Annotated in this window: 16 protein-coding genes and 1 pseudogene; 5 read left to right on the forward strand and 12 right to left on the reverse strand. The window is 62.2% G+C overall.

Features of this window, described 5'->3' with window-relative positions:
- Positions 1 to 9: 9 nt before the first annotated feature.
- From lysA to GN300_RS26690, 5 genes and pseudogenes are all read right to left on the reverse strand, one after another.
- On the reverse strand, positions 10 to 1,353 hold the full coding sequence (gene lysA, locus GN300_RS26670) for a diaminopimelate decarboxylase (protein WP_063316251.1): 1,344 nt from the start codon (positions 1,351 to 1,353) through the stop codon (positions 10 to 12).
- Positions 1,354 to 1,503: 150 nt separating this feature from the next.
- Complete coding sequence (locus GN300_RS26675; protein ID WP_063316250.1) at positions 1,504 to 1,941, reverse strand: hypothetical protein; 438 nt, start codon at positions 1,939 to 1,941, stop codon at positions 1,504 to 1,506.
- A 172-nt stretch (positions 1,942 to 2,113) separates the two neighbouring features.
- Positions 2,114 to 2,917, reverse strand: a complete 804-nt coding sequence (cmrA, locus tag GN300_RS26680; protein ID WP_007733327.1) for a mycolate reductase — start codon at positions 2,915 to 2,917, stop codon at positions 2,114 to 2,116.
- A gap of 19 nt (positions 2,918 to 2,936) precedes the next feature.
- A complete protein-coding gene (locus GN300_RS26685; protein ID WP_063316249.1) occupies positions 2,937 to 4,967 on the reverse strand; it encodes an NADPH-dependent 2,4-dienoyl-CoA reductase in 2,031 nt (676 codons plus the stop codon).
- A gap of 110 nt (positions 4,968 to 5,077) precedes the next feature.
- Positions 5,078 to 5,602: pseudogene (locus GN300_RS26690) on the reverse strand (PadR family transcriptional regulator); the annotation flags it as partial.
- A 128-nt stretch (positions 5,603 to 5,730) separates the two neighbouring features.
- Between GN300_RS26690 and GN300_RS26695 the strand changes: the two are divergent.
- Entirely contained in the window at positions 5,731 to 7,092 is a 1,362-nt protein-coding gene (locus GN300_RS26695) for an MFS transporter (protein ID WP_007733331.1), read from the forward strand.
- Here GN300_RS26695 and GN300_RS26700 read toward each other — a convergent pair.
- The 3 genes from GN300_RS26700 to GN300_RS26710 form a co-directional block, all read right to left on the reverse strand.
- On the reverse strand, positions 7,082 to 7,903 hold the full coding sequence (locus GN300_RS26700) for an acyl-CoA thioesterase II (RefSeq protein ID WP_007733332.1): 822 nt from the start codon (positions 7,901 to 7,903) through the stop codon (positions 7,082 to 7,084). The genes GN300_RS26695 and GN300_RS26700 overlap by 11 nt on opposite strands.
- Before the next feature lie 75 nt (positions 7,904 to 7,978).
- On the reverse strand, positions 7,979 to 8,818 hold the full coding sequence (locus GN300_RS26705; protein WP_003945355.1) for an alpha/beta fold hydrolase: 840 nt from the start codon (positions 8,816 to 8,818) through the stop codon (positions 7,979 to 7,981).
- Between the two features lie 35 nt (positions 8,819 to 8,853).
- Entirely contained in the window at positions 8,854 to 9,549 is a 696-nt protein-coding gene (locus GN300_RS26710) for a TetR family transcriptional regulator (RefSeq protein ID WP_082845763.1), read from the reverse strand.
- Between the two features lie 168 nt (positions 9,550 to 9,717).
- Between GN300_RS26710 and GN300_RS26715 the strand changes: the two genes are divergently transcribed.
- Genes GN300_RS26715 through GN300_RS26725 form a run of 3 tightly spaced genes read left to right on the forward strand, consistent with a single transcriptional unit; the run spans position 9,718 to position 12,318 of the window.
- The gene (locus GN300_RS26715; protein WP_050656813.1) at positions 9,718 to 10,851 is read left to right on the forward strand and encodes a ferredoxin reductase; all 1,134 of its coding nucleotides are present in this window, start codon (positions 9,718 to 9,720) and stop codon (positions 10,849 to 10,851) included.
- Between the two features lie 35 nt (positions 10,852 to 10,886).
- The gene (locus GN300_RS26720) at positions 10,887 to 12,059 is read left to right on the forward strand and encodes an acyl-CoA desaturase (protein ID WP_003945297.1); all 1,173 of its coding nucleotides are present in this window, start codon (positions 10,887 to 10,889) and stop codon (positions 12,057 to 12,059) included.
- A 13-nt stretch (positions 12,060 to 12,072) separates the two neighbouring features.
- Positions 12,073 to 12,318, forward strand: a complete 246-nt coding sequence (locus GN300_RS26725) for a hypothetical protein (RefSeq protein WP_003945295.1) — start codon at positions 12,073 to 12,075, stop codon at positions 12,316 to 12,318.
- Positions 12,319 to 12,472: 154 nt separating this feature from the next.
- Here the strand turns inward: GN300_RS26725 and GN300_RS26730 are convergent, their stop codons facing one another.
- The 4 genes from GN300_RS26730 to gdhA all read right to left on the reverse strand — a co-directional run bounded on the left by GN300_RS26730 (position 12,473) and on the right by gdhA (position 16,480).
- Positions 12,473 to 12,640 (reverse strand): hypothetical protein, encoded by a 168-nt coding sequence (locus GN300_RS26730; protein ID WP_003945367.1) that lies wholly within the window; start codon positions 12,638 to 12,640, stop codon positions 12,473 to 12,475.
- A 243-nt stretch (positions 12,641 to 12,883) separates the two neighbouring features.
- Positions 12,884 to 13,027: a hypothetical protein gene (locus GN300_RS26735; protein WP_003945326.1), complete on the reverse strand. Its 144-nt coding sequence runs from the start codon at positions 13,025 to 13,027 to the stop codon at positions 12,884 to 12,886.
- Positions 13,028 to 13,390: 363 nt separating this feature from the next.
- On the reverse strand, positions 13,391 to 14,650 hold the full coding sequence (locus GN300_RS26740; RefSeq protein ID WP_003945374.1) for a CdaR family transcriptional regulator: 1,260 nt from the start codon (positions 14,648 to 14,650) through the stop codon (positions 13,391 to 13,393).
- 486 nt (positions 14,651 to 15,136) lie between these two features.
- Positions 15,137 to 16,480: an NADP-specific glutamate dehydrogenase gene (gene gdhA, locus GN300_RS26745; protein ID WP_003945368.1), complete on the reverse strand. Its 1,344-nt coding sequence runs from the start codon at positions 16,478 to 16,480 to the stop codon at positions 15,137 to 15,139.
- Between the two features lie 268 nt (positions 16,481 to 16,748).
- Here gdhA and GN300_RS26750 point away from each other — a divergent pair, with 268 nt between their 5' ends.
- Entirely contained in the window at positions 16,749 to 18,083 is a 1,335-nt protein-coding gene (locus GN300_RS26750) for a DUF4185 domain-containing protein (protein WP_007733338.1), read from the forward strand.
- The last annotated feature ends 79 nt before the right edge of the window (positions 18,084 to 18,162 follow it).

Genomic DNA, 18,162 nt, shown 5'->3' on the forward strand with positions numbered 1-18,162 from the left:
CCCGCGAGGTCAGATGCCGACCTCGCGGGCCAGCAGGTCGTTGATCGATTCGCGCCTGATCAACGGCCGCGCAATCCCGCCCAGCACGGCGACGACCGGCGGCCGGCCGACGCTGTTGTAGGTGGAGGCCATGCTGTGGTGGTATGCGCCCGTACACGGCACTGCCAACAGGTCACCTTCATGTAGGTCGGCGGGAAGCCTTGCTCCGACGGCAATTTCGTCGCCCGATTCGCAGTGTCGCCCGGCGACGGTTACTTCCTGGAGCGGTGCGCGCGAATGCCGGTTCACCAGTTCCGCGTCGTAGTGGCTGTCGTACAACGACACCCGAGGGTTGTCGCTCATCCCGCCGTCGACGGAGACGAAGGTTCGTCCCCCGCTGATCGACTTGATGTTCTGTACGCGATAGAGCGTGACTCCGGCCCGCGCAGCGATCGCTCGGCCAGGCTCGAGCACGATTTCGGGGCGAGGGAAGCGGTTTCGGGTGCACGCGTCGTCGAGAGTTTCGTCGATGACGTGAGCGAGGCGGGTCAGATCCAATTGGGCATCTCCCGGCACGTAGGCGATCCCATGGCCACCGCCGAGATCGAGTTCGGTGAGGATGATTCGATGCGTGCGTCGTATGTCGTCCATCTGTGCGATCATCGTCTCGATCGCGGGGCGGAAGAGTTCGGGATCGGTGATCTGGGAGCCGAGATGGCAATGCAGGCCGATGAGCTGCAGGTGCGTCGCGTTGGCGACGACGGATACCGTATGTTCCAGTTCTTCGGAAAACGCTGGTAGGCCGAACTTTTGGTCCACGATGCCCGTGGACACTGCCTTGTGTCCGTGTATGTCGATGCCGGGTGTGACTCTGACCAACACCTTCTGTCGGTGGGTGCACACCGACGCGAGCCGTACCGCTTCGCTGGGGGAGTCGAGGACGATCCGGCCGACACCCGCGTTGACCGCCGCCCTCAGTTCGGAAACCGATTTGGCATTGCCGTGCAGGATGATTCGATGGGGGTCCACGCCCGCGGCAAGCGCGACGGCGAGTTCACCGGCGGAACAGACATCCACCCCGAGTCCCTCGTCGGAGACCCAGGTAGCCATCGCTCGAATCATCAGTGCCTTGCCGGCGTACACGATCTCCGAGTCAGGGAAGATCTCTCGATACGTGCGGCAGCGGTGCCGCACGTCCGCCTCGTCGACGACGTACGTCGGTGTGCCGTACTGGTCCGCGATCTCTTCGAGGGAGACGTCGCCGATGCAGACACGCCCGCTGTGGTCGTGGCGAGTACTGATGGGCCACAACGCAGGATCCATACGCGGTGTCATTGCGCCGCGTAGGGAGGGGAAGATTTCGAGTAGCGTCACGTCGATCTCCTGAAGGTGACCCGCCGTGTTGCGGGCTACTTTCAGATCTACTCCCGAAGATCACCGGTGGGGCGGATCTTGACGCTTACTTGACGCGCCGCCGAACGAGGTTGACGCGGCTCTGACGGCCTCGGCACTGTGCCCGTGGACTCACTGTGCCCGTCGCCGCCTCCATCCGAACCAACCGAGCACCGCGAGCAATGCCACCGCGGCGCCTCCGCCGATGACCGTCGATCGGTCGGCGGACACACCAACGGACGGAGTTCCGCCGGCACTCGGGGCGTAACCGGCGCCGTACACGGACTCGACCGCCGCTTGGATGTCGAACCCGGTTTCGGTAGCCGGCCCGCAGCTGTGCCCCTCGTGCTCGGCGTCGACGTCGTACGGCGCAGAAACGAACATCAGCTGCTCGGTGCCGAGCACGTAGCTTGTGCCACAACCGTTCCCGTTCGCGAGTGTCCCCACCGACGTCACCGATGCCAGATCGCCTTTGTAGACCCGGCTGACGTCGAACAAGTAGGTGTCCTCGAACCCGTCCGAAGTTTTCTCCGTCGGAGTCCCGAGGAAAACGGTGCTGGAGACGCTCACGGCTTCTTCCGGGGTAGCCGATGATGCGCACGAACATGCATTCGCTGCCGTGGGCAGCAGTAAGGGCAACCCTCCGGTCAAAAGAAGGATTGCCCCGACTGTCAGTGTTCTTCGCATCGCCATTAACCGACTATACGGTCTGCTATGGCCTGCTCTGAGAAGTTTGAGTGAATCAGCCGCCGAGCTTCTTGTAGAACGTGCCCACGATCGGCGCAACGACGGCACGCGGGCTGTAACCGCCCGCGACGGACATCGCCTTGCTCAAGATGCCCGGTACGACGCGCATCTTGTTCTCGGCCAGGCCGTCGAGCGAGACCTTGGCGGTGTACTCGCTCGAGATCCAGAAGAAGTCCGGGACGAGCTTGTCGACGATCGATGCTTCGGCCGGGTCCGGGGTTTCGGTGCGTACGGGGCCTGGCGCGAGCAGGGTGACGTTCACTCCGGTGCCCTTGAGTTCACCTCGCAACGATTCCGCGAAGGTGTTCACGAACGCCTTGGTGGCTGCGTACGTCGCGTTGTTGGGGATCGGCATGTTGCCGGCCGCGGACCCGACCATCAGGATGGCTCCGGACTTGCGCGCGAGCATGCCGGGCAGCACGGCCAGCGTGAGATCGTGCACTGCAACGGCGTTGAGCTCGACCTGGTCGCGCTCGTAGGCCGGGTCCAGCTCGGCGATCGGCCCGAAGGTGGCGATACCGGCGTTGTTGCACAGGATGCTGATGTCGCGGCCACCGAGTTCCTCGACCAGAACGGCACGCGCCGCGCTGTCGGAGAGGTCCGATGCACGGACCTCCACCTCGACGCCGTGCGCGGCGCGAAGCTTCTCGGCGAGGGCCTCCATGACCTCGCCACGACGGGCAACGAGGATCAGGGAGTGTCCGCGTGATGCCAGATCAGCGGCCAGTGCCTCTCCGATGCCGGAGGAGGCGCCGGTCACTACGGCGCGGGCTGTGGTTGTGGGTGTCGGCAGGCTCACGATCAGTCAGCGTAGCCGGTCAGATCTTCGCGGCCAGTCGTGTGCCCTGTTCGATGGCACGCTTGGCGTCGAGTTCGCCAGCGACATCCGCGCCGCCGATGATGTGGGTCACCACACCCGCGACGGTCAGTTCGTCCACGAGATCGCGAACCGACTCCTGCCCGGCGCAGATGACGATGGTGTCGACCTCGAGAAGTCGGGGCTTCTCGTGCTTCTCACCGAAGGTGATATGCAGGCCGGCGTCGTCGATGCGCTCGTAGTTGACGCCCGAGAGCTCGTGGACGCCCTTGTTCTTGAGGGCCGCCCGGTGGACCCAGCCGGTGGTCTTCGCGAGGCCGGCGCCGATGCGTCCTGGCTTGCGTTGGAGGAGATAGACCTCCCGCTCGGAGAGCTCTGGTACCGGAGTGGTGAGAGCGCCCGGGGCCATTTCGGGCTCGGTGACGCCCCATTCCTGCTTCCACTCCTTGAGATGAAGAGTGGGGGAAGTGGGGTGCGTGAGGAATTCGCTCACGTCGACGCCGATGCCGCCGGCACCGATGACGGCGACGGACTTGCCGACGGGCTTGCCCTCTCGGACGACCTCGGCGTAGGTCAGCACCTTCGGGTTCTCGATGCCGGGGATCTTGGGAACCCGCGGCGTCACGCCGGTGGCAACCACGACTTCGTCGAAGGAGCCGATGAGATCTGCCGGTGCGACGCGGGTTTCGAGCTTGACCGTCACTCCGGCCACGTCCAGCATGCGGGTGTAGTAGCGAATGGTCTCGGCGAACTCTTCCTTACCCGGAATGAGCTGTGCGATCCCGAATTGCCCGCCGATCTTGTCCGAGGCCTCGAACAACGTGACCGAATGACCACGCTGAGCAAGATTGAGTGCTGCGGAAAGTCCGGCAGGACCGGCGCCGACGACGGCGAGATTCTTGGTCCGCCGAGTGGGGGAGAGGATCAGCGTGGTCTCACGGCCCGCGCGCGGATTGAGCAGGCAGGAGACCTGCTTGTGAACGAAGGCGTGGTCGAGGCAGGCTTGGTTGCAGGCAATGCACGTGTTGATCTCGTCGGACGCTCCGCGTTCTGCCTTGTTCACCCAGTCGGGATCGGCGAGCATCGGCCTGGCCATCGAAATCAACTGCGCGTCACCGCGGTTGAGGATCTCTTCGGCAGTCTCGGGCATGTTGATCCGATTCGAGGCGGCTACCGGAATGCCGACGTGCTTCTCGAGCTTGCTCGTGATGTCCACGAAGGCTGCTCGGGGAACCGAGGTGACGATGGTGGGCACCCGTGACTCGTGCCATCCGATGTCGGTGTTGATGATCGTGGCGCCGGCAGCTTCGACTTCCTTTGCCAACGAGACGATTTCATCCCAGGTCTGACCGCCCTCGACCAGGTCTGCCATCGACAACCGGAACACGATGATGAAGTTCGGGCCGACGGCCTTGCGTGTGCGTCGCACGATTTCGACTGCCATGCGTCGACGGTTCTCGGAACTGCCGCCCCACTGGTCGGTGCGCTTGTTCGTGCGCTCGCAGAGGAACTGGTTGATGAAGTAGCCCTCACCGCCCATGATTTCGACGCCGTCGTAACCCGCGGACTTGGCCAGACGCGCGCAGCGAACGTAGTTGCGGATCTGCCAACGCACCCCACGGCCGGTCAGCTTGCGCGGACGGAACGGATTGATGGGCGCCTTGATCGACGACGCGGAGACACTGAACGGCTGGTAGCTGTAGCGGCCGGCGTGCAGGATCTGCATGGCGATCTTTCCACCCGCTTCGTGAACCGCCTTGGTGATCCGGCGGTGACGGCGCGCTTCGATGCGGTTGGTCAGCTTGGCACCGAAGGGTAAGAGCCAACCGGTGCGGTTGGGCGCGTAGCCGCCGGTGATGATCAAGCCGACTCCGCCACGGGCACGTTCGGCGAAGTACTCGGCCAAGCGGTCGGTGTCCTTCGCGCGATCTTCGAGGCCGGTGTGGATCGATCCCATGACGACGCGGTTCTTCAGCGTCGTGAATCCGAGGTCGAGCGGTTCGAGCAGGCGGGGGAACTGTGTATCCGTCATGACTGAAGATGTCCTTCCGTGGCGTACTCGCCAGTGTCTTCGGTGGCGGGCTCGCCAGTGTCTTCGGTGGCGTACTCGCCGGTGTCTTCGGTGGCGTACTCGCCAGTGGGCAGTGCGTCCAGAACTTCCTGGCACCAGTCGGTGAATCCTTCTTCGACGCGGATGCCGCCGCGAAGTACGAGGTACTGGTGCAGTGAAGAGCCGGAAAGCGCTGCTGGATTGGGGAAGTCACGCTTTTCGATGAGTCGGTAGACGTCGAGGCGGGCGGCGTGGCCGTCGCGGTGGCGAGCGACTTCGCGTCGTAGAGCGGGGAGATCGGCGTGCGCAGCGGCCCTGATCTTGATGGCCAACTCGTTGCGCAGGTGGTTCGGTTCGGACGGCTCTGCGATCCATCGGGTCAGTTCGGCGCGGCCGGCATCGCTGACGCGGTACATTTTCTTGTCCGGTCGGCCGTCCTGCGCGATGGCCTCCACCTCCACCCAGCCTGCCTCGTCCATTCGCTTGAGGACTCGGTAGATCTGCTGGTGCGTCGCGCTGTGGAAGAAGCCGATCGACTTGTCGAACCGGCGTGTGAGGTCGTATCCCGACGCATCCTGTTCGGAAAGGGAGACGAGCAACGCATGTTCGAGTGCCATGGAAAAAGTATCTATGCACTCAGGTGCGTATGCAACTAAGTGCGTACTAACTCGGGTGCATAGAACGTCTTGTATGTCGACTTCGGAGAGAGGCGCCGAGTCGCCCGCGCGCAGTTAGGCTTCGCCGTATGAGCGCCGAGTCCACGAGCACGCAGGCCGAGCCACCCGCAGGCATCGGCGGTGCGGCCACGAAGAGTCAAGTGTTCGCATGGGGGCTGTGGGATTGGGGATCGGCCGCATTCAACGCAGTGATCCTCACGTTCGTCTTCTCGGTCTATCTCACCGACGCGGTCGGTGACGACCTTCCCGGCACGATTTCGGCAACTACGTGGCTCAGCTGGGCACTCGGAATCGCCGGCTTCTTCATTGCGATTCTCGCTCCGATCACCGGACAACGTTTCGATGCGTCGGGTAAACGTAAACTCTCGCTCGCGATACTGACCGGCATCACCGTGCTCTCGATGGCGGGCCTCTACTTCGTCGAGGACAACTACCGCTATCTGTGGCTCGGATTGGTTCTGCTCGCAATCGGTTCGGTGATCTTCGAGCTTGCCGGCGTTCCCTACAACGCCATGATGCGGCAGGTGTCGACACCGGAGAATCTGGGTAGAGTCTCCGGCTTCGGCTGGGCCATGGGATATTTCGGCGGAATCGTGCTGCTGTTGCTGTGCTACTTCGGGTTCATCGTCGGCGACGGCGACACTCGGGGATTCCTCGGATTGACCACCGACGGCGGCATGAACATCCGGATGGTGGCACTGCTGGCTGCAGTGTGGTTCGCGGTCTTCGCGATTCCGGTGTTCTTCAAGGTTCCCGAGTTGCCCAGCCCCGCGGTCGATCCGGGAGCGTCCAAGGCCGGGTTCCTCGACTCCTATCGGGTGTTGTGGCGCGATCTGCGCGAACTCTGGAACGTCGACAGGCGCACGATCTGGTACCTGATCGCGAGCGCACTCTTTCGTGACGGTCTGGCGGGCGTGTTCACCTTCGGGGCCGTGCTGGCTGTCAACGTCTACGGAATCAGCGCTGCCGACGTCCTACTGTTCGGTGTCGCGGCCAACGTGATTTCCGCAATCGGTGCATTGGTGGCCGGACGCTTCGACGATCGGATCGGACCGAAACAGGTCATCACCGTCTCGCTGGCGTCGATGATCGTGGTCGGCGCGATCCTGATCGCGGTGTCAGGGCCGGTGATGTTCTGGATCTTCGGTCTCGCGCTCTGCCTCTTCGTCGGGCCCGCTCAGTCTTCGGCACGAACCTTCCTGGCGCGCATCACCCCGCCTGGTCGTGAAGGTCAGATGTTCGGCCTGTATGCGACCACAGGCCGAGCAGTGTCGTTTTTGGCACCGACACTGTTCGGCCTGTTCGCATGGCTCTTCGGTGCAGACCGTGCCGGCATCATCGGACTGCTGGTGGTTCTCGGCGTCGGCCTTGCCGCATTGTCGATGGTGAAGGCGCCGGAAGGGGACAGTGCGCTTCCCGTCAATCCTTGAAGTAGACCAACTGGTGTGTCGTAGCGAGCAATGCGCCGTCACTGCCCCAAATTTCGGCCGACTGATCGAAGTACCCGTTGCCGAACCGTTGGGTCCGCGCGGTTCCCAGCACGGAATTGTCTGCCTGTTCGGTCAGCGTCTGAGCGTCGGCGTGGAAGTAGATGGTCATCGAGACCGTCCCAGCCGGAGCCATCTTGCCTCGGCGCAAGAAAACTCGTGGGAAGAAGACATCGCACAGTGCGGTCAGCGACGTGAAGTCGAGAGCGCGTGCCGGTTGATCGCGCACCCAGAGCGTCGTTGTCGAGTCGGGATGCTCGCCCGACTCCAGGTCGGGGATCGCACCCTCGACAAAGCGCATCTCGTAGTTCTGTGCCCAGGCGATGAACTCGGGGAACGGCAGCAGCGTAACGTCTTCGGCCGACGGAACTTCCGGCATCGTGATCTCGGTAGACGACCAGGTTTCACGCCTGGTACCGAACACTGCCGTCGCGGTAGTGGCGACGGTTCCGTCCTGAGAAAGTTCGATGGACCAGTGTTGCGTCGAGCGGTTGGTGCGCACCGGCCGGGCGGAGATCTCGAAGGCGCCCTCGGTGATCGGACCGGCAAAGTTGACGGTCAACGACAGCGGATCGCCGAGGCGTTCGGGGTGCTTCAGTACAGATTCGAGCAACGTGGCAGCGGTGACGCCGCCGAACGGCCCGACCATGTTGTTGTACGCCGGATTGGTCTCGCCGGTCGACAAGCCGGCGGTGAGTGGCGTCAATCCGACAGCAGCGTCGAAAGGATGGGGTGGTGCAACGGTCTCGGTCATCGCAGAACTCCTGGTGATGGAATCAATTCGGCTCTATGTATGACAACATACATAGAGCCGAATTCGTCGCGGCGATCAGGATCCTGCACGTGCGAGGATCGCCTCGGCCAACTCTTCGGCTCGCTCTTCCGGAATCCAGTGACTTCCGCCGTCGAGCACGACGAACTCGTAGGGAGCGTCCACGAATTCACCACAGCGTTCTGCGCCTGCGCGGCCGAGCGCTGTGTCGCCGGTGCTCCAGACATACGTGGTCGGCACGGTGGTGCGATCGATGTCGCCGAAGTCGCGGGTCATCGCGCGGTACCAGTTCAAGGCGCCGGTCAGCGCGCCCTCCCCGCTCAGGACACGAATGTGCTCGTCGGCGAATTCAGGATCGATCTGGCCGTCGAACATGGCGCGCAGCCGGCGAAAGTTGTCCTCCGACAACACTTCCTCGGCTTTGCCCTCCTGTCGGAGAAGTCCGATGTACGACGAGCGTTGTTTTTGGTCCTCGTCCTCGCGGAGTGCCCAGCCGAAGGCGGTGGGGTGGGGGACCGAGATCGCGGTCAGACTGCGGATCCGGTTCGGATGGCGACCGGCGACCTGCCAGGCGACCGCCGAACCCCAGTCGTGGCCGACCAGATGCGCGTCGGACAGGCCGAGTGCGTCGAGCAATCCGACGACGTCGGCTACCAGGTGCTCGATCTTGTAGGCATCCACCCCTTCGGGGCGTGCGCCGGCGGAGTAACCGCGCTGATTCGGTGCGATAACGCGGTAGCCCGCTGCGGTGAGCAGTGGTGTGACCTTGCCCCAGGATGCGGCGCTCTCCGGGAAGCCGTGCAGCGCTACCAGCGGAATGCCGTCGTCCGGGCCCGAGATCAGTACGTCGAAGGTGAGGTCGCCAACGGGGATTTCGTATGTACTCGTGGAAGACATGACTCTCACCGTACGTCGAAAAGGTGAACCCGAGGTCAGTTTCGAGGTGGATTCCAGGTGGCCATTCCGAGCATGATGACTCGCAGTTGCTTCTCGGCTCGTGTGATGACGGCGGCTTCGTCGCGATACCCGGCCGTCCCGGCGTCCAGCAGTTCGACGACAGCGCTGAACATCGTCGAGACGATCAGGTCGGCAGCCATTTCCAGATCGTCCGTCGACCAGCTTTCCAGTCCGGCAATTCTGGAGAGGTCGATGGTCAGTTCGCTGACGAACAACCGCATTTCGGTGGCTATCGCACGTCGTACCTCACTGACGCCGCTGTAGCGTTCGCGGCAGAGGAAGCGAAACTGTCGCTCGTGTGTATGCACTTGTCGCACAAGGATGCCCAGTGACGTAGCGGCGTCCTTGGTGCTGGGATTACGCCTTGCGTCGCGCAGCATCTGGCGCAACATGCGCATGCTCTCTTCGACGAGGGCGACACCGACGTCCTCCAGTGAAGCGAAGTGGCGGTAGAACGCCGTCGGAACGATCCCGGCTTCCCTGGCTACCTCTCGCAGGCTGATTCCGGCGAAGCCGCGATCGGCCGAGAGGTCCATGGCAGTGTCCAGGAGTGCTTGGCGTGTGCGTTCCTTCTTTGCGGCACGACTTTCCGGCTCCCTGTTGTCGGGTTCCCTGCGCTCTGGGTTCACCGGTCCGGCCTTCGTCACGACGTCGAGTGTAGGTACAGGCATTCCGGCTCCTTTCGGCAACTCGTGTAACTCGGATCACATTCTTGTTGACATGTACTTGTGTGCACCTGTCACACTATCTTCGGTGAACATTTGTACACTGAATTCACGCAGTCGGGGGAAGCTAGCCCAGCAATCGATACACCCGGCAATCGAAGTACGAGGAGGGTCATGACAATCGCATCTGCTCCTGAGAACACGACACCGAAGTCCACACCTCGGCGCGGGCTGTCCTTGGTGGGACTGATCGAAGCCATGGCCGCTCCACATCAGATCGATCGGTACCTCGAGTTGGTCAACCCGATGGCGACCGTTCGTGACATCCGCGCGCAGGTTGTCGCCGTCGACCATCCGACGGCTGACTCCGTCACTCTCACGCTGCGCCCGACTCGCCAGTGGCGCGGTTTTCAGGCGGGCCAGTTCGTGCAGTTGGGCGTGGTGATCGACGGTGTTCGTCACACTCGCTGCTACTCGCCGGCCGGGGGCGCGTCTACGCGCAGCGGGCTGATCGAGCTCACCGTCAAAGCGCATCCGGGTGGCTTGGTGTCGCAGTATCTGTACGCCAACGCAGCGCCCGGGCTCGTTGTCAGCCTCTCGCAGGCAGACGGGGTGTTCTCCCTTCCCGTCGACCGCCCGCGTCGGGTGTTGTTGATCAGTGGCGGCAGTGGAATCACCCCGGTCATGTCGATGCTTCGGACGCTGGTGGAGGAGCAGCACTCGGGCGAGATCGTGTTCGTGCATTACGCGAACACCGATGCCGACGTGGCGTACACGCGCGCGCTGAAGACCATCGCCGAGCAGAACCCGAACGTGAAACTGGTACTCGTGTACACCGAAAGCGGTGGAGGTGACCTCGAAGGTTTCTTCGATCGCGGGCACCTCGACGCGGTGGCTCCTTGGATCGCCGATCCGGACACGATCGACGCTCAGGCTTATCTCTGCGGACCTCCCGGACTGATGCGGGGAGTGCGTGAGGTGTTCCGTGAGGTCGACGTCGAGCACTTGCTCAACACCGAGGAGTTCGCGCCGGCGGTGGCCGAGCCGGGGGAGGCCGGCGGCGAGGTGTCATTCACCAAAAGTGGGGTGGCGGCCGAGAACTCCGGCGAAACACTTCTCGAACAAGCAGAAGCTGCGGGCCTCAATCCCGAGTACGGATGCCGGATGGGAATCTGCTTCTCCTGCACCTCCGTCAAGAAGGCGGGCCGTACCCGAAACGTGCGCACCGGTGAGACAGACGACGAGCCGGACAAGAAGATCCAGCTGTGCGTCAGTGCTCCCGTCGGCGACGTCACCGTCGACATCTGAAGTCCCATTTTCCACACGACTGTCTGGAGACCGACATGTTTGGACTTTCACTTCCCACCCTCCCGTTCCTCGGCAACGGTTCCGATGCGAAGGACGACGCTCCCGTCGTCCTGACGTACGAGCAGGTCGAGGAGATCGGCCGCGAGTTGGACGCATTGCGCGATCGCACCGTCGCCTCGCTCGGGGCGGAGGATCGGGAGTACATCTACAAGATCATCAAGGCTCAGCGCGGGTTCGAGGTCGCAGGTCGCGGCTTGATGTACCTCGGCTTCCTGCCTCCGGTGTGGCTCGCGGCAGTCGGTGCATTGAGCGTGTCCAAGATCCTCGACAACATGGAGATCGGCCACAACGTCATGCACGGTCAGTACGACTGGATGCGTGAACCAGGGCTCAATTCCGAAGTCTTCGAATGGGATACGGTGTGCCCGGCCGACCAGTGGCGTCACTCGCACAACTACATGCATCACACGTACACCAATATTCTCGGCAAAGACCGTGACATCGGATACGGCATCCTGCGTATCGACGACGCGCAGAAGTGGAACCCCTATTACCTCGGTAATCCGGTCTGGGCCTTCGCCTTGATGGTGCTCTTCGAGTGGGGCGTGATGATGCACGATCTCGAGATCGAGAACGTCATCCAGGGCAAACGCAAGTGGCACGACGTCAAGCCGCTCCTGAAGGGCTGGTGGAACAAGGCGGGCAAGCAAGTCCTCAAGGACTACGTCATCTTCCCGGTTCTCACGGGGCCGCTGTTCGTGACCACTCTCGCGGGGAATGTCACCGCCAACCTGGTCCGGAACGTGTGGACGTACTCGATCATCTTCTGTGGCCATTTCCCCACCGGTGTCCAGAGTTTCACCGAGGACGAGACGGCCGACGAGACTCGCGGGCAGTGGTACGTGCGTCAGATGCTCGGCAGCGCCAACATCGAGGGAAGCCCGCTCTTCCACATCATGTCCGGCAACCTCTCGCACCAGATCGAGCACCACCTGTTCCCGGACCTGCCTGCGCATCGTTATCCGGAACTCGCTCCCCAGGTGAAAGAATTGTGCGGGAAGTACGGTTTGCCGTACAACACCGGTGGGTTCTTCAAGCAGATCGGTTCGGTATGGGGCAAGATCTTCAAGCTCGCACTTCCGCCCGGTTTGGTCAAGTCGACGACCCCTCCCGGTGTTATCGTCGAGCGCCAGCGAACTGCAGCCTGAGAGGCACACACTGATGGTCGGGAAATTCGAACGCCGCAAGGACACGGTCCAGGAACTGACCGAAAGTGCAGCCAACCACGTGGGCTCGATCGCGATGATCATCGCCGGGGCCGTTCGAGACGTGACGCGCGAGATCGGCGACTGGGTGTCCGACGGAATCGAGATGCGTGAAGCAGCGAAAAAGGCTGCAGCTGACGATCGTTCGGAGTCCGTGACCATCGAGCACGACGACAGCGATCCACCTGAAGACTGGCGTTGATTCACCGCGGCGGACGGCCTGATCGCGTAACCGCGAGCCGTCTCGCCTGAACGACCGCGTTGCCCTCCGTCACAGATGACGGAGGGCAACGCGGGTTTCGTGGACTGCCTCGGCGGCCGAAGACGCGGATCGAACGCCGATCACAAGTGAGGTCCTAAGCAGCGCTGCCGAGGCTCGCCGAGTCGAAGCTGCCGAGCCCGGTGCTACCGAGACCGCTGCTACCGACTCCGCCCAGTGCGAGTGCATTGCTGCTGCCCGCGCTCAGTAGCTGGACGATGATGTTGATGACGATGGGGTCGCCGGTGAGCGGAATTGTAGGCACAGGGGGACCTGCTTTCTGTTTCGAGATGTGGTGAGAAGGTGAGCGGCGACGGGATCGTCGACGTGGTCAGGCGGGCTGTTTCAGCCACTTCCGGTGCTGCCGAGCGACACGATGGAGCCGTTGCCGAAGCCGAGTGCTCGGGAGAGTGAGCCGAAGTCGATGACCAGGCTGCCCAGGGTGTGCTGGTTTATCACGGTGGTTCCTGTCTGTGCCGCGACTGTGTGATGCGAGCGGGTAAGTCGATCAGGGAGCAGGCGTCGTGGGAGTTTCGCCGCCGCCGCCAATCGGAGAGTTGTCGGTGTAGAGGAAACTGCTGCCGGCGTTGAACATCTGTAGGACGGTGTTCAAAACGACGGCCAAAGCGCCTGTGGTTGGTGCGGCGATCATGTGCTTGCTCCTGGTTTCAGCGGTGGCGACGTGGTGGTCACCGTGGTCACCGCCATCACAGTGTCAGGCGGCTTGGAGCGGGCCCTGTGCGAGAGATTCTCTCGCACAGGGCCCGAGATTCGTCCTAGGAGACGCCGCCGCCATCCGTCGAGCCCGTGCCGGTGCTGCCCGCGTTGAAGAGCTGCAGGATGGTGTCGAAGAAGGCACCGAGGAGAGCGTTATCCTGGCCGTTGATCATGTGTTTCCCCTTAATTGTTACTGGTTTGCGCGGTGATTCGCACCACACTTTTATAGCCCGGTTCGGAGCGGAAAAGTGGGGTCCAGGCGCCACACGTGGACAGCTAATAGCGAGGATGTGAGTGTTCACATTTTCGCTGGACGATTGTCCACATCAGTGCTTGCGAAAGTCAGCGAGATCATGGCAGCGCGCAGTTTGAGCAGTTCAGAGGGCAGGGCCGGATCCAATCCGGTCAGGGTTGCGATGCGCTTGATTCGATTGTCGACGGTGTTGGTGTGCAGGCCGAGCGCCGACGCGGTGCGCTGACGATGCTGGCCGTTGGCGAGATGTATGGACAATGTCTGCAGCAGTTCCGGATTGCCGTCGAGTGGCTTGAGAAGATTGATCAAGCTGTCGCGGCCTGCGCCACCCCGAGTGAGTTGATACTCGAGCGCGAGGTCTTCCATTCGGTAGGACCGCGCCGGCAGTCTCAGGCGCCGCACGAGTTGCGCCAATTCGTGAGTGGTTGCTTGGGCGGCGGCGATATCTCGTACCGCGGCGTTCTCGGCGATTGCTGTGATCTCCACCCCGACCGTCGCGCGTGCACGTTGGATGACCTCGCACACTGTTCCCCAGTCGGGCGTGCCCTCGATCAGCACCAGACCACGTTGCGGTGCAGGAGCTTCGAGCAGTGCCGACCCGAAGTGTGCCGCGATTTTCGATTGAGCGACGGAGAGGTCACGGTAGGCCTGTATGCGCTGGTGGTTGCCGTTGCGTGCTCCCGGGCGGATGGGCGGCAGGTTCACCAGGAGCCGCAGGACGAGATAGCGGGGTGCGAGTTCAACGCCCATCTGCAACGCAAGCTGGGTGGGATCGTCGCCGTCCAGCATGGCCTTCACGAGGGCGCCGGCGGAGTATTCCCCGAGTTGGGAACCGGCTGGAAGAGCCGAGAGATAGCTGATCGAGATGAACGAGTGAAGCCGCTGCGCAAGTGCGAACAAGAACTCGTTGAGATCCCCGAGATTGGCGGAGTCCTCGGCGTCGGCCCGGCTGAGGATGAGGGTGCGAAAAGTGCTGATGCCCTCGTTGGTCAAGTTGAGGATCGCGCTGAGTGGCACGCCTTTCAATGCTTGTTGGACGGTCATCGTGTGAATGCCGTCCAACTCTTGGTCGGTGGGAAGTTTGCGGTGATCCAGCAGCTGGATCCCCACTTGGAGCCCCTGCACGATCACCGCAATCAGTTCCCGACGAACTGCCTCCGTTTGGAGGGAAGTCAACGTCGGGTTGGCACGGGACAGGTGATCTACGAGATCGCTTGCCAGTGGGATGACGTCGTTGACCGCTGTGGAGGCGGGCTTGCCTCCCAACATGAGCGGTCCCGGGTTGTTCAGCAGCGCTGGGGACATGGGTGGCCTCCTCTAGACAGGTGCGTCGCCTGGCACAGGCACCCGGAGGCTCGGCGCGTTACGAAGCGGGGTACACGCTGAGGCCTTGTTCGGGGGCATACTCGCCGCTGAAATTTGCGGATCGAATTGCGCCAGGCGTTGTGATTTCTACCACATGAACGATCGTCCAACTGTGAAATGGACAAATGTGAAGATAAGTCCATATGCCCCACGCGCTGCGGACCTAAACAATCGTCCACTTACGGTGTTTTTCGACGTCAGAGCGGAAAACGGATTCGGAGGACACCACGAGTTCCGTCTGGGATCATTGCCGGCGCCTACGGTGCTCGTCGCGGGCGATTTGCTCAGATCAAGCTCGAGGGCCCTGGGTCCTCGCGGACCCAGGGCCCTCGAGGCCTAGGTATTGATTCGACCAGTCCGATGTACGGGAACCGGTTCAGGGTGAAATCACCCCTTTTTGTACTGCTGTCTGTATTGCGGAAATCTCTAGATGACGCCCAGCGAAATCATGGCGTCGGCCACCTTCACGAAGCCGGCAATGTTCGCGCCGTGCACGTAGTCGCCCGGCTTTCCGTACTCGGCAGCGGTGTTGATGGTGCGCTTGTGAATGCCGCGCATGATTCCGGCGAGACGCTCGTCGGTGTACTCGAAGCTCCAGGAATCACGCGAAGCATTCTGCTGCATTTCGAGGGCGGAGGTTGCAACGCCACCGGCGTTGGCCGCCTTGCCGGGCGCGAAGGCTACGTTCGCGTCACGGAAGAGCTGGATGCCACCGGGGGTGGTGGGCATGTTCGCGCCTTCGGCAACGGCCTGAACTCCGTTGGCGATCAAGGTCTTTGCGGCATCTTCGTCGAGCTCGTTCTGAGTCGCGCAGGGGAGTGCGACGTCGCACGGCACGTCCCAGATGGAACCATCGGCGATGAACTCGGCATGCGGAACTGCGTCGGCGTACTCGCTGATGCGGCCGCGGCGAACTTCCTTGATCTCCTTGAGGAGGTCGAGATCGATGCCCTTCTTGTCCACGATGTATCCCGAGGAATCCGAGCAGGCGATCGCGACGCCGCCGAGCTGGTGGATCTTCTGGATTGCGTAGATGGCGACATTGCCGGATCCGGAGATCACGACGTTCTTGCCTTCGAGGCCTTCACCCTTTGCCTTGAGCATTTCGGCGACGAAGTACGCGACGCCGTAGCCGGTGGCCTCGGTGCGAACCTGCGATCCGCCCCAGGTGATGCCCTTGCCGGTGAGGACGCCCGACTCGTACGTGTTGGTCAGCCGCTTGTACTGACCGAACAGGTAGCCGATCTCGCGACCGCCGACGCCGATGTCGCCGGCCGGAACGTCGGTGTATTCACCGATGTGACGCTGCAGTTCGGTCATGAAGGACTGACAGAAGCGCATGACCTCTGCGTCGGAGCGGCCCTTGGGATCGAAGTCCGAGCCACCCTTGCCGCCGCCGATGGGCAGGCCGGTGAGTGAGTTCTTGAAGATCTGCTCGAAGCCGAGGAACTTCACGATGCCCAGGTTGACGCTGGGGTGGAAGCGCAGGCCGCCCTTGTAGGGGCCGAGTGCACTGTTGTACTGCACGCGGAAGCCACGGTTGACGTGAACGTTGCCCTGGTCGTCGGTCCACGGCACGCGGAAGATGATCTGGCGTTCCGGCTCGCAAAGCCGCTCGATGAGTCCGGCGTCGGCGTAGCGGGGGTGGCGTTCGAGCACTACGTGAAGAGACTCGAAGACCTCTGCGGCGGCCTGATGGAACTCGGGCTCTCCTGCATTGCGAACCAAAACCTGATCGTAAATCTGCGCTACGCGGTCACGTACGGACACCGCTCACCTACCTCGTTGTGAGAACTCTTTTACATTTCCGTTACATACTAGGCGCCTTTATTGCTGTATCGGACAACTGTCCTGTGAAGGTGAAATCGGACACAGCTGTCACTTGTGTCAGTTGAACGGGCGATTTATAACAATTTGCTCAGCTTTCACTCTCTTAACACATTCCAAATGGTTTGCTTCTGCGGTCGGGGATCACTGTGCCTGTGGTCCGAACGAGTCGAAATGATCAGAGGGGCTGCACGTGCGTAATAAACACTCCATGTCGGCGATGTTGTCGATAGGCGTCGTCACGATTGCCGCGACGATTGCCGCAGCACCGTCTGCGTCGGCGATCGGCGGACCGTGTGGGTCGGGAGGAAGTGGTTCCGCCGGATCGATGACGGGTTCGCTCGGCTCGCTGACCGGATCGCTCGGCAGTGGTTCCGCCGGTACCGGCTCCCTCGCCAACGCGCTGCCTTGGATCACCGGCGCCCCCAACGGTGCTCTGCCGGTGCTGACCGGCCGGACCAAGGCGATCGAAATGGTCACTGGCCCAGGCAGTCCCAACAACACCATCGAGCGGTTCAACGTGTCGGGTACCGACCTCGGAATCATGTGGGACAACGGTCTTTCGGGGCCGGATCACGACGTGCTGATGGCATTCGGCGACACGGTGGGCGACTGCGACACCCCGGGTGACGACTGGCGCAGCAACGTATTGTTCCGCAGCAACGACACCGCCATTGCCGACGGGATGAAGATCGACAGTTCTCCTTTGGACGGCCCCAATCATTCCAAGGAGATCATTCCGGGATTCGGCATTCCGGGTGAGTTCACCACCATCCCGACCGCTGGAATCTCTTACGGTGGTGTGCAGTACATCAGATTCATGTCCGTTCGGTCGTGGGACGAACCTGGAGCCTGGACCACCAACTACTCGGCTCTGGCTTTCTCCACGGACAACGGTGAGAACTGGGAACTCGATCCGGCGACAGTTCGCGCCAATACCGAAGGACTTGGCATTCCGGGGATTCCGGCAGTATCGCCGATCAATTCCAACTTCCAGCAGAGCGCCTTCCTCGACGGTCGGGACGGCTACATTTACGAATACGGAACTCCCTCAGGTCGTTTCGGTAAGGCGATCCTGGCGCGAGTGGCCGGCGCCGACATCAGAAATCTCGGCGCCTACGAATACTGGGACGGCTCCGGTTGGAGTCCGCGAGATACCGATGCCGTTCAGGTCATCAAGGCACCGGTCAGTGAACTCGCAGTGCAGTGGAACGACTACCTGAACAAGTACGTTGCCATGTACACCAGTGCCGAGGGCAACCTGGTGATCCGTCAGGCCGACCAACCGCAAGGCCCGTGGAGTGGTACGCAGACCCTGTTGAGTGGAATCACGTTGCCCGCGTTGTACGGCGGATTCATGCACCCGTGGGCGAGCGGACAGTTCCTCGAATTCGTCGCCACCACGTGGGACCGTTACAACGTCATCTACATGCGGACCGATTTGAACGGACTCCAGATGGCGTCGTCGGATTCGCGCGATCGTCCTGACCCCGCGACCACCGGTGAGGCTCGCGTACTCGAAGTCACGATGCCGGAAGACCGCTAGCCGAGCAAGATTCGACAACTATGGCCTGCAACTCGATCGAGTTGCAGGCCATAGTTCTGTGGGTAGTGATATTCGGGTG

It is taken from the genome of Rhodococcus sp. Ni2, from assembly GCF_021352185.1.
Classification (GTDB): Bacteria; Actinomycetota; Actinomycetes; order Mycobacteriales; family Mycobacteriaceae; genus Rhodococcus_F; species Rhodococcus_F qingshengii.

Excerpts from the sequence above, each read along its gene's own strand:
- GN300_RS26705 (WP_003945355.1), bottom strand. The coding sequence starts at position 8,818 with ATGTCTTCCACGAGTACATACGAAATCCCCGTTGGCGACCTCACCTTC.
- GN300_RS26720 (WP_003945297.1), top strand. The coding sequence starts at position 10,887 with ATGTTTGGACTTTCACTTCCCACCCTCCCGTTCCTCGGCAACGGTTCC.
- GN300_RS26710 (WP_082845763.1), bottom strand. The coding sequence starts at position 9,549 with ATGCCTGTACCTACACTCGACGTCGTGACGAAGGCCGGACCGGTGAAC.
- GN300_RS26750 (WP_007733338.1), top strand. The coding sequence starts at position 16,749 with ATGTCGGCGATGTTGTCGATAGGCGTCGTCACGATTGCCGCGACGATT.
- GN300_RS26695 (WP_007733331.1), top strand. The coding sequence starts at position 5,731 with ATGAGCGCCGAGTCCACGAGCACGCAGGCCGAGCCACCCGCAGGCATC.
- GN300_RS26715 (WP_050656813.1), top strand. The coding sequence starts at position 9,718 with ATGACAATCGCATCTGCTCCTGAGAACACGACACCGAAGTCCACACCT.
- GN300_RS26740 (WP_003945374.1), bottom strand. The coding sequence starts at position 14,650 with ATGTCCCCAGCGCTGCTGAACAACCCGGGACCGCTCATGTTGGGAGGC.
- GN300_RS26735 (WP_003945326.1), bottom strand. The coding sequence starts at position 13,027 with ATGATCGCCGCACCAACCACAGGCGCTTTGGCCGTCGTTTTGAACACC.
- GN300_RS26685 (WP_063316249.1), bottom strand. The coding sequence starts at position 4,967 with ATGACGGATACACAGTTCCCCCGCCTGCTCGAACCGCTCGACCTCGGA.
- GN300_RS26700 (WP_007733332.1), bottom strand. The coding sequence starts at position 7,903 with ATGACCGAGACCGTTGCACCACCCCATCCTTTCGACGCTGCTGTCGGA.
- GN300_RS26725 (WP_003945295.1), top strand. The coding sequence starts at position 12,073 with ATGGTCGGGAAATTCGAACGCCGCAAGGACACGGTCCAGGAACTGACC.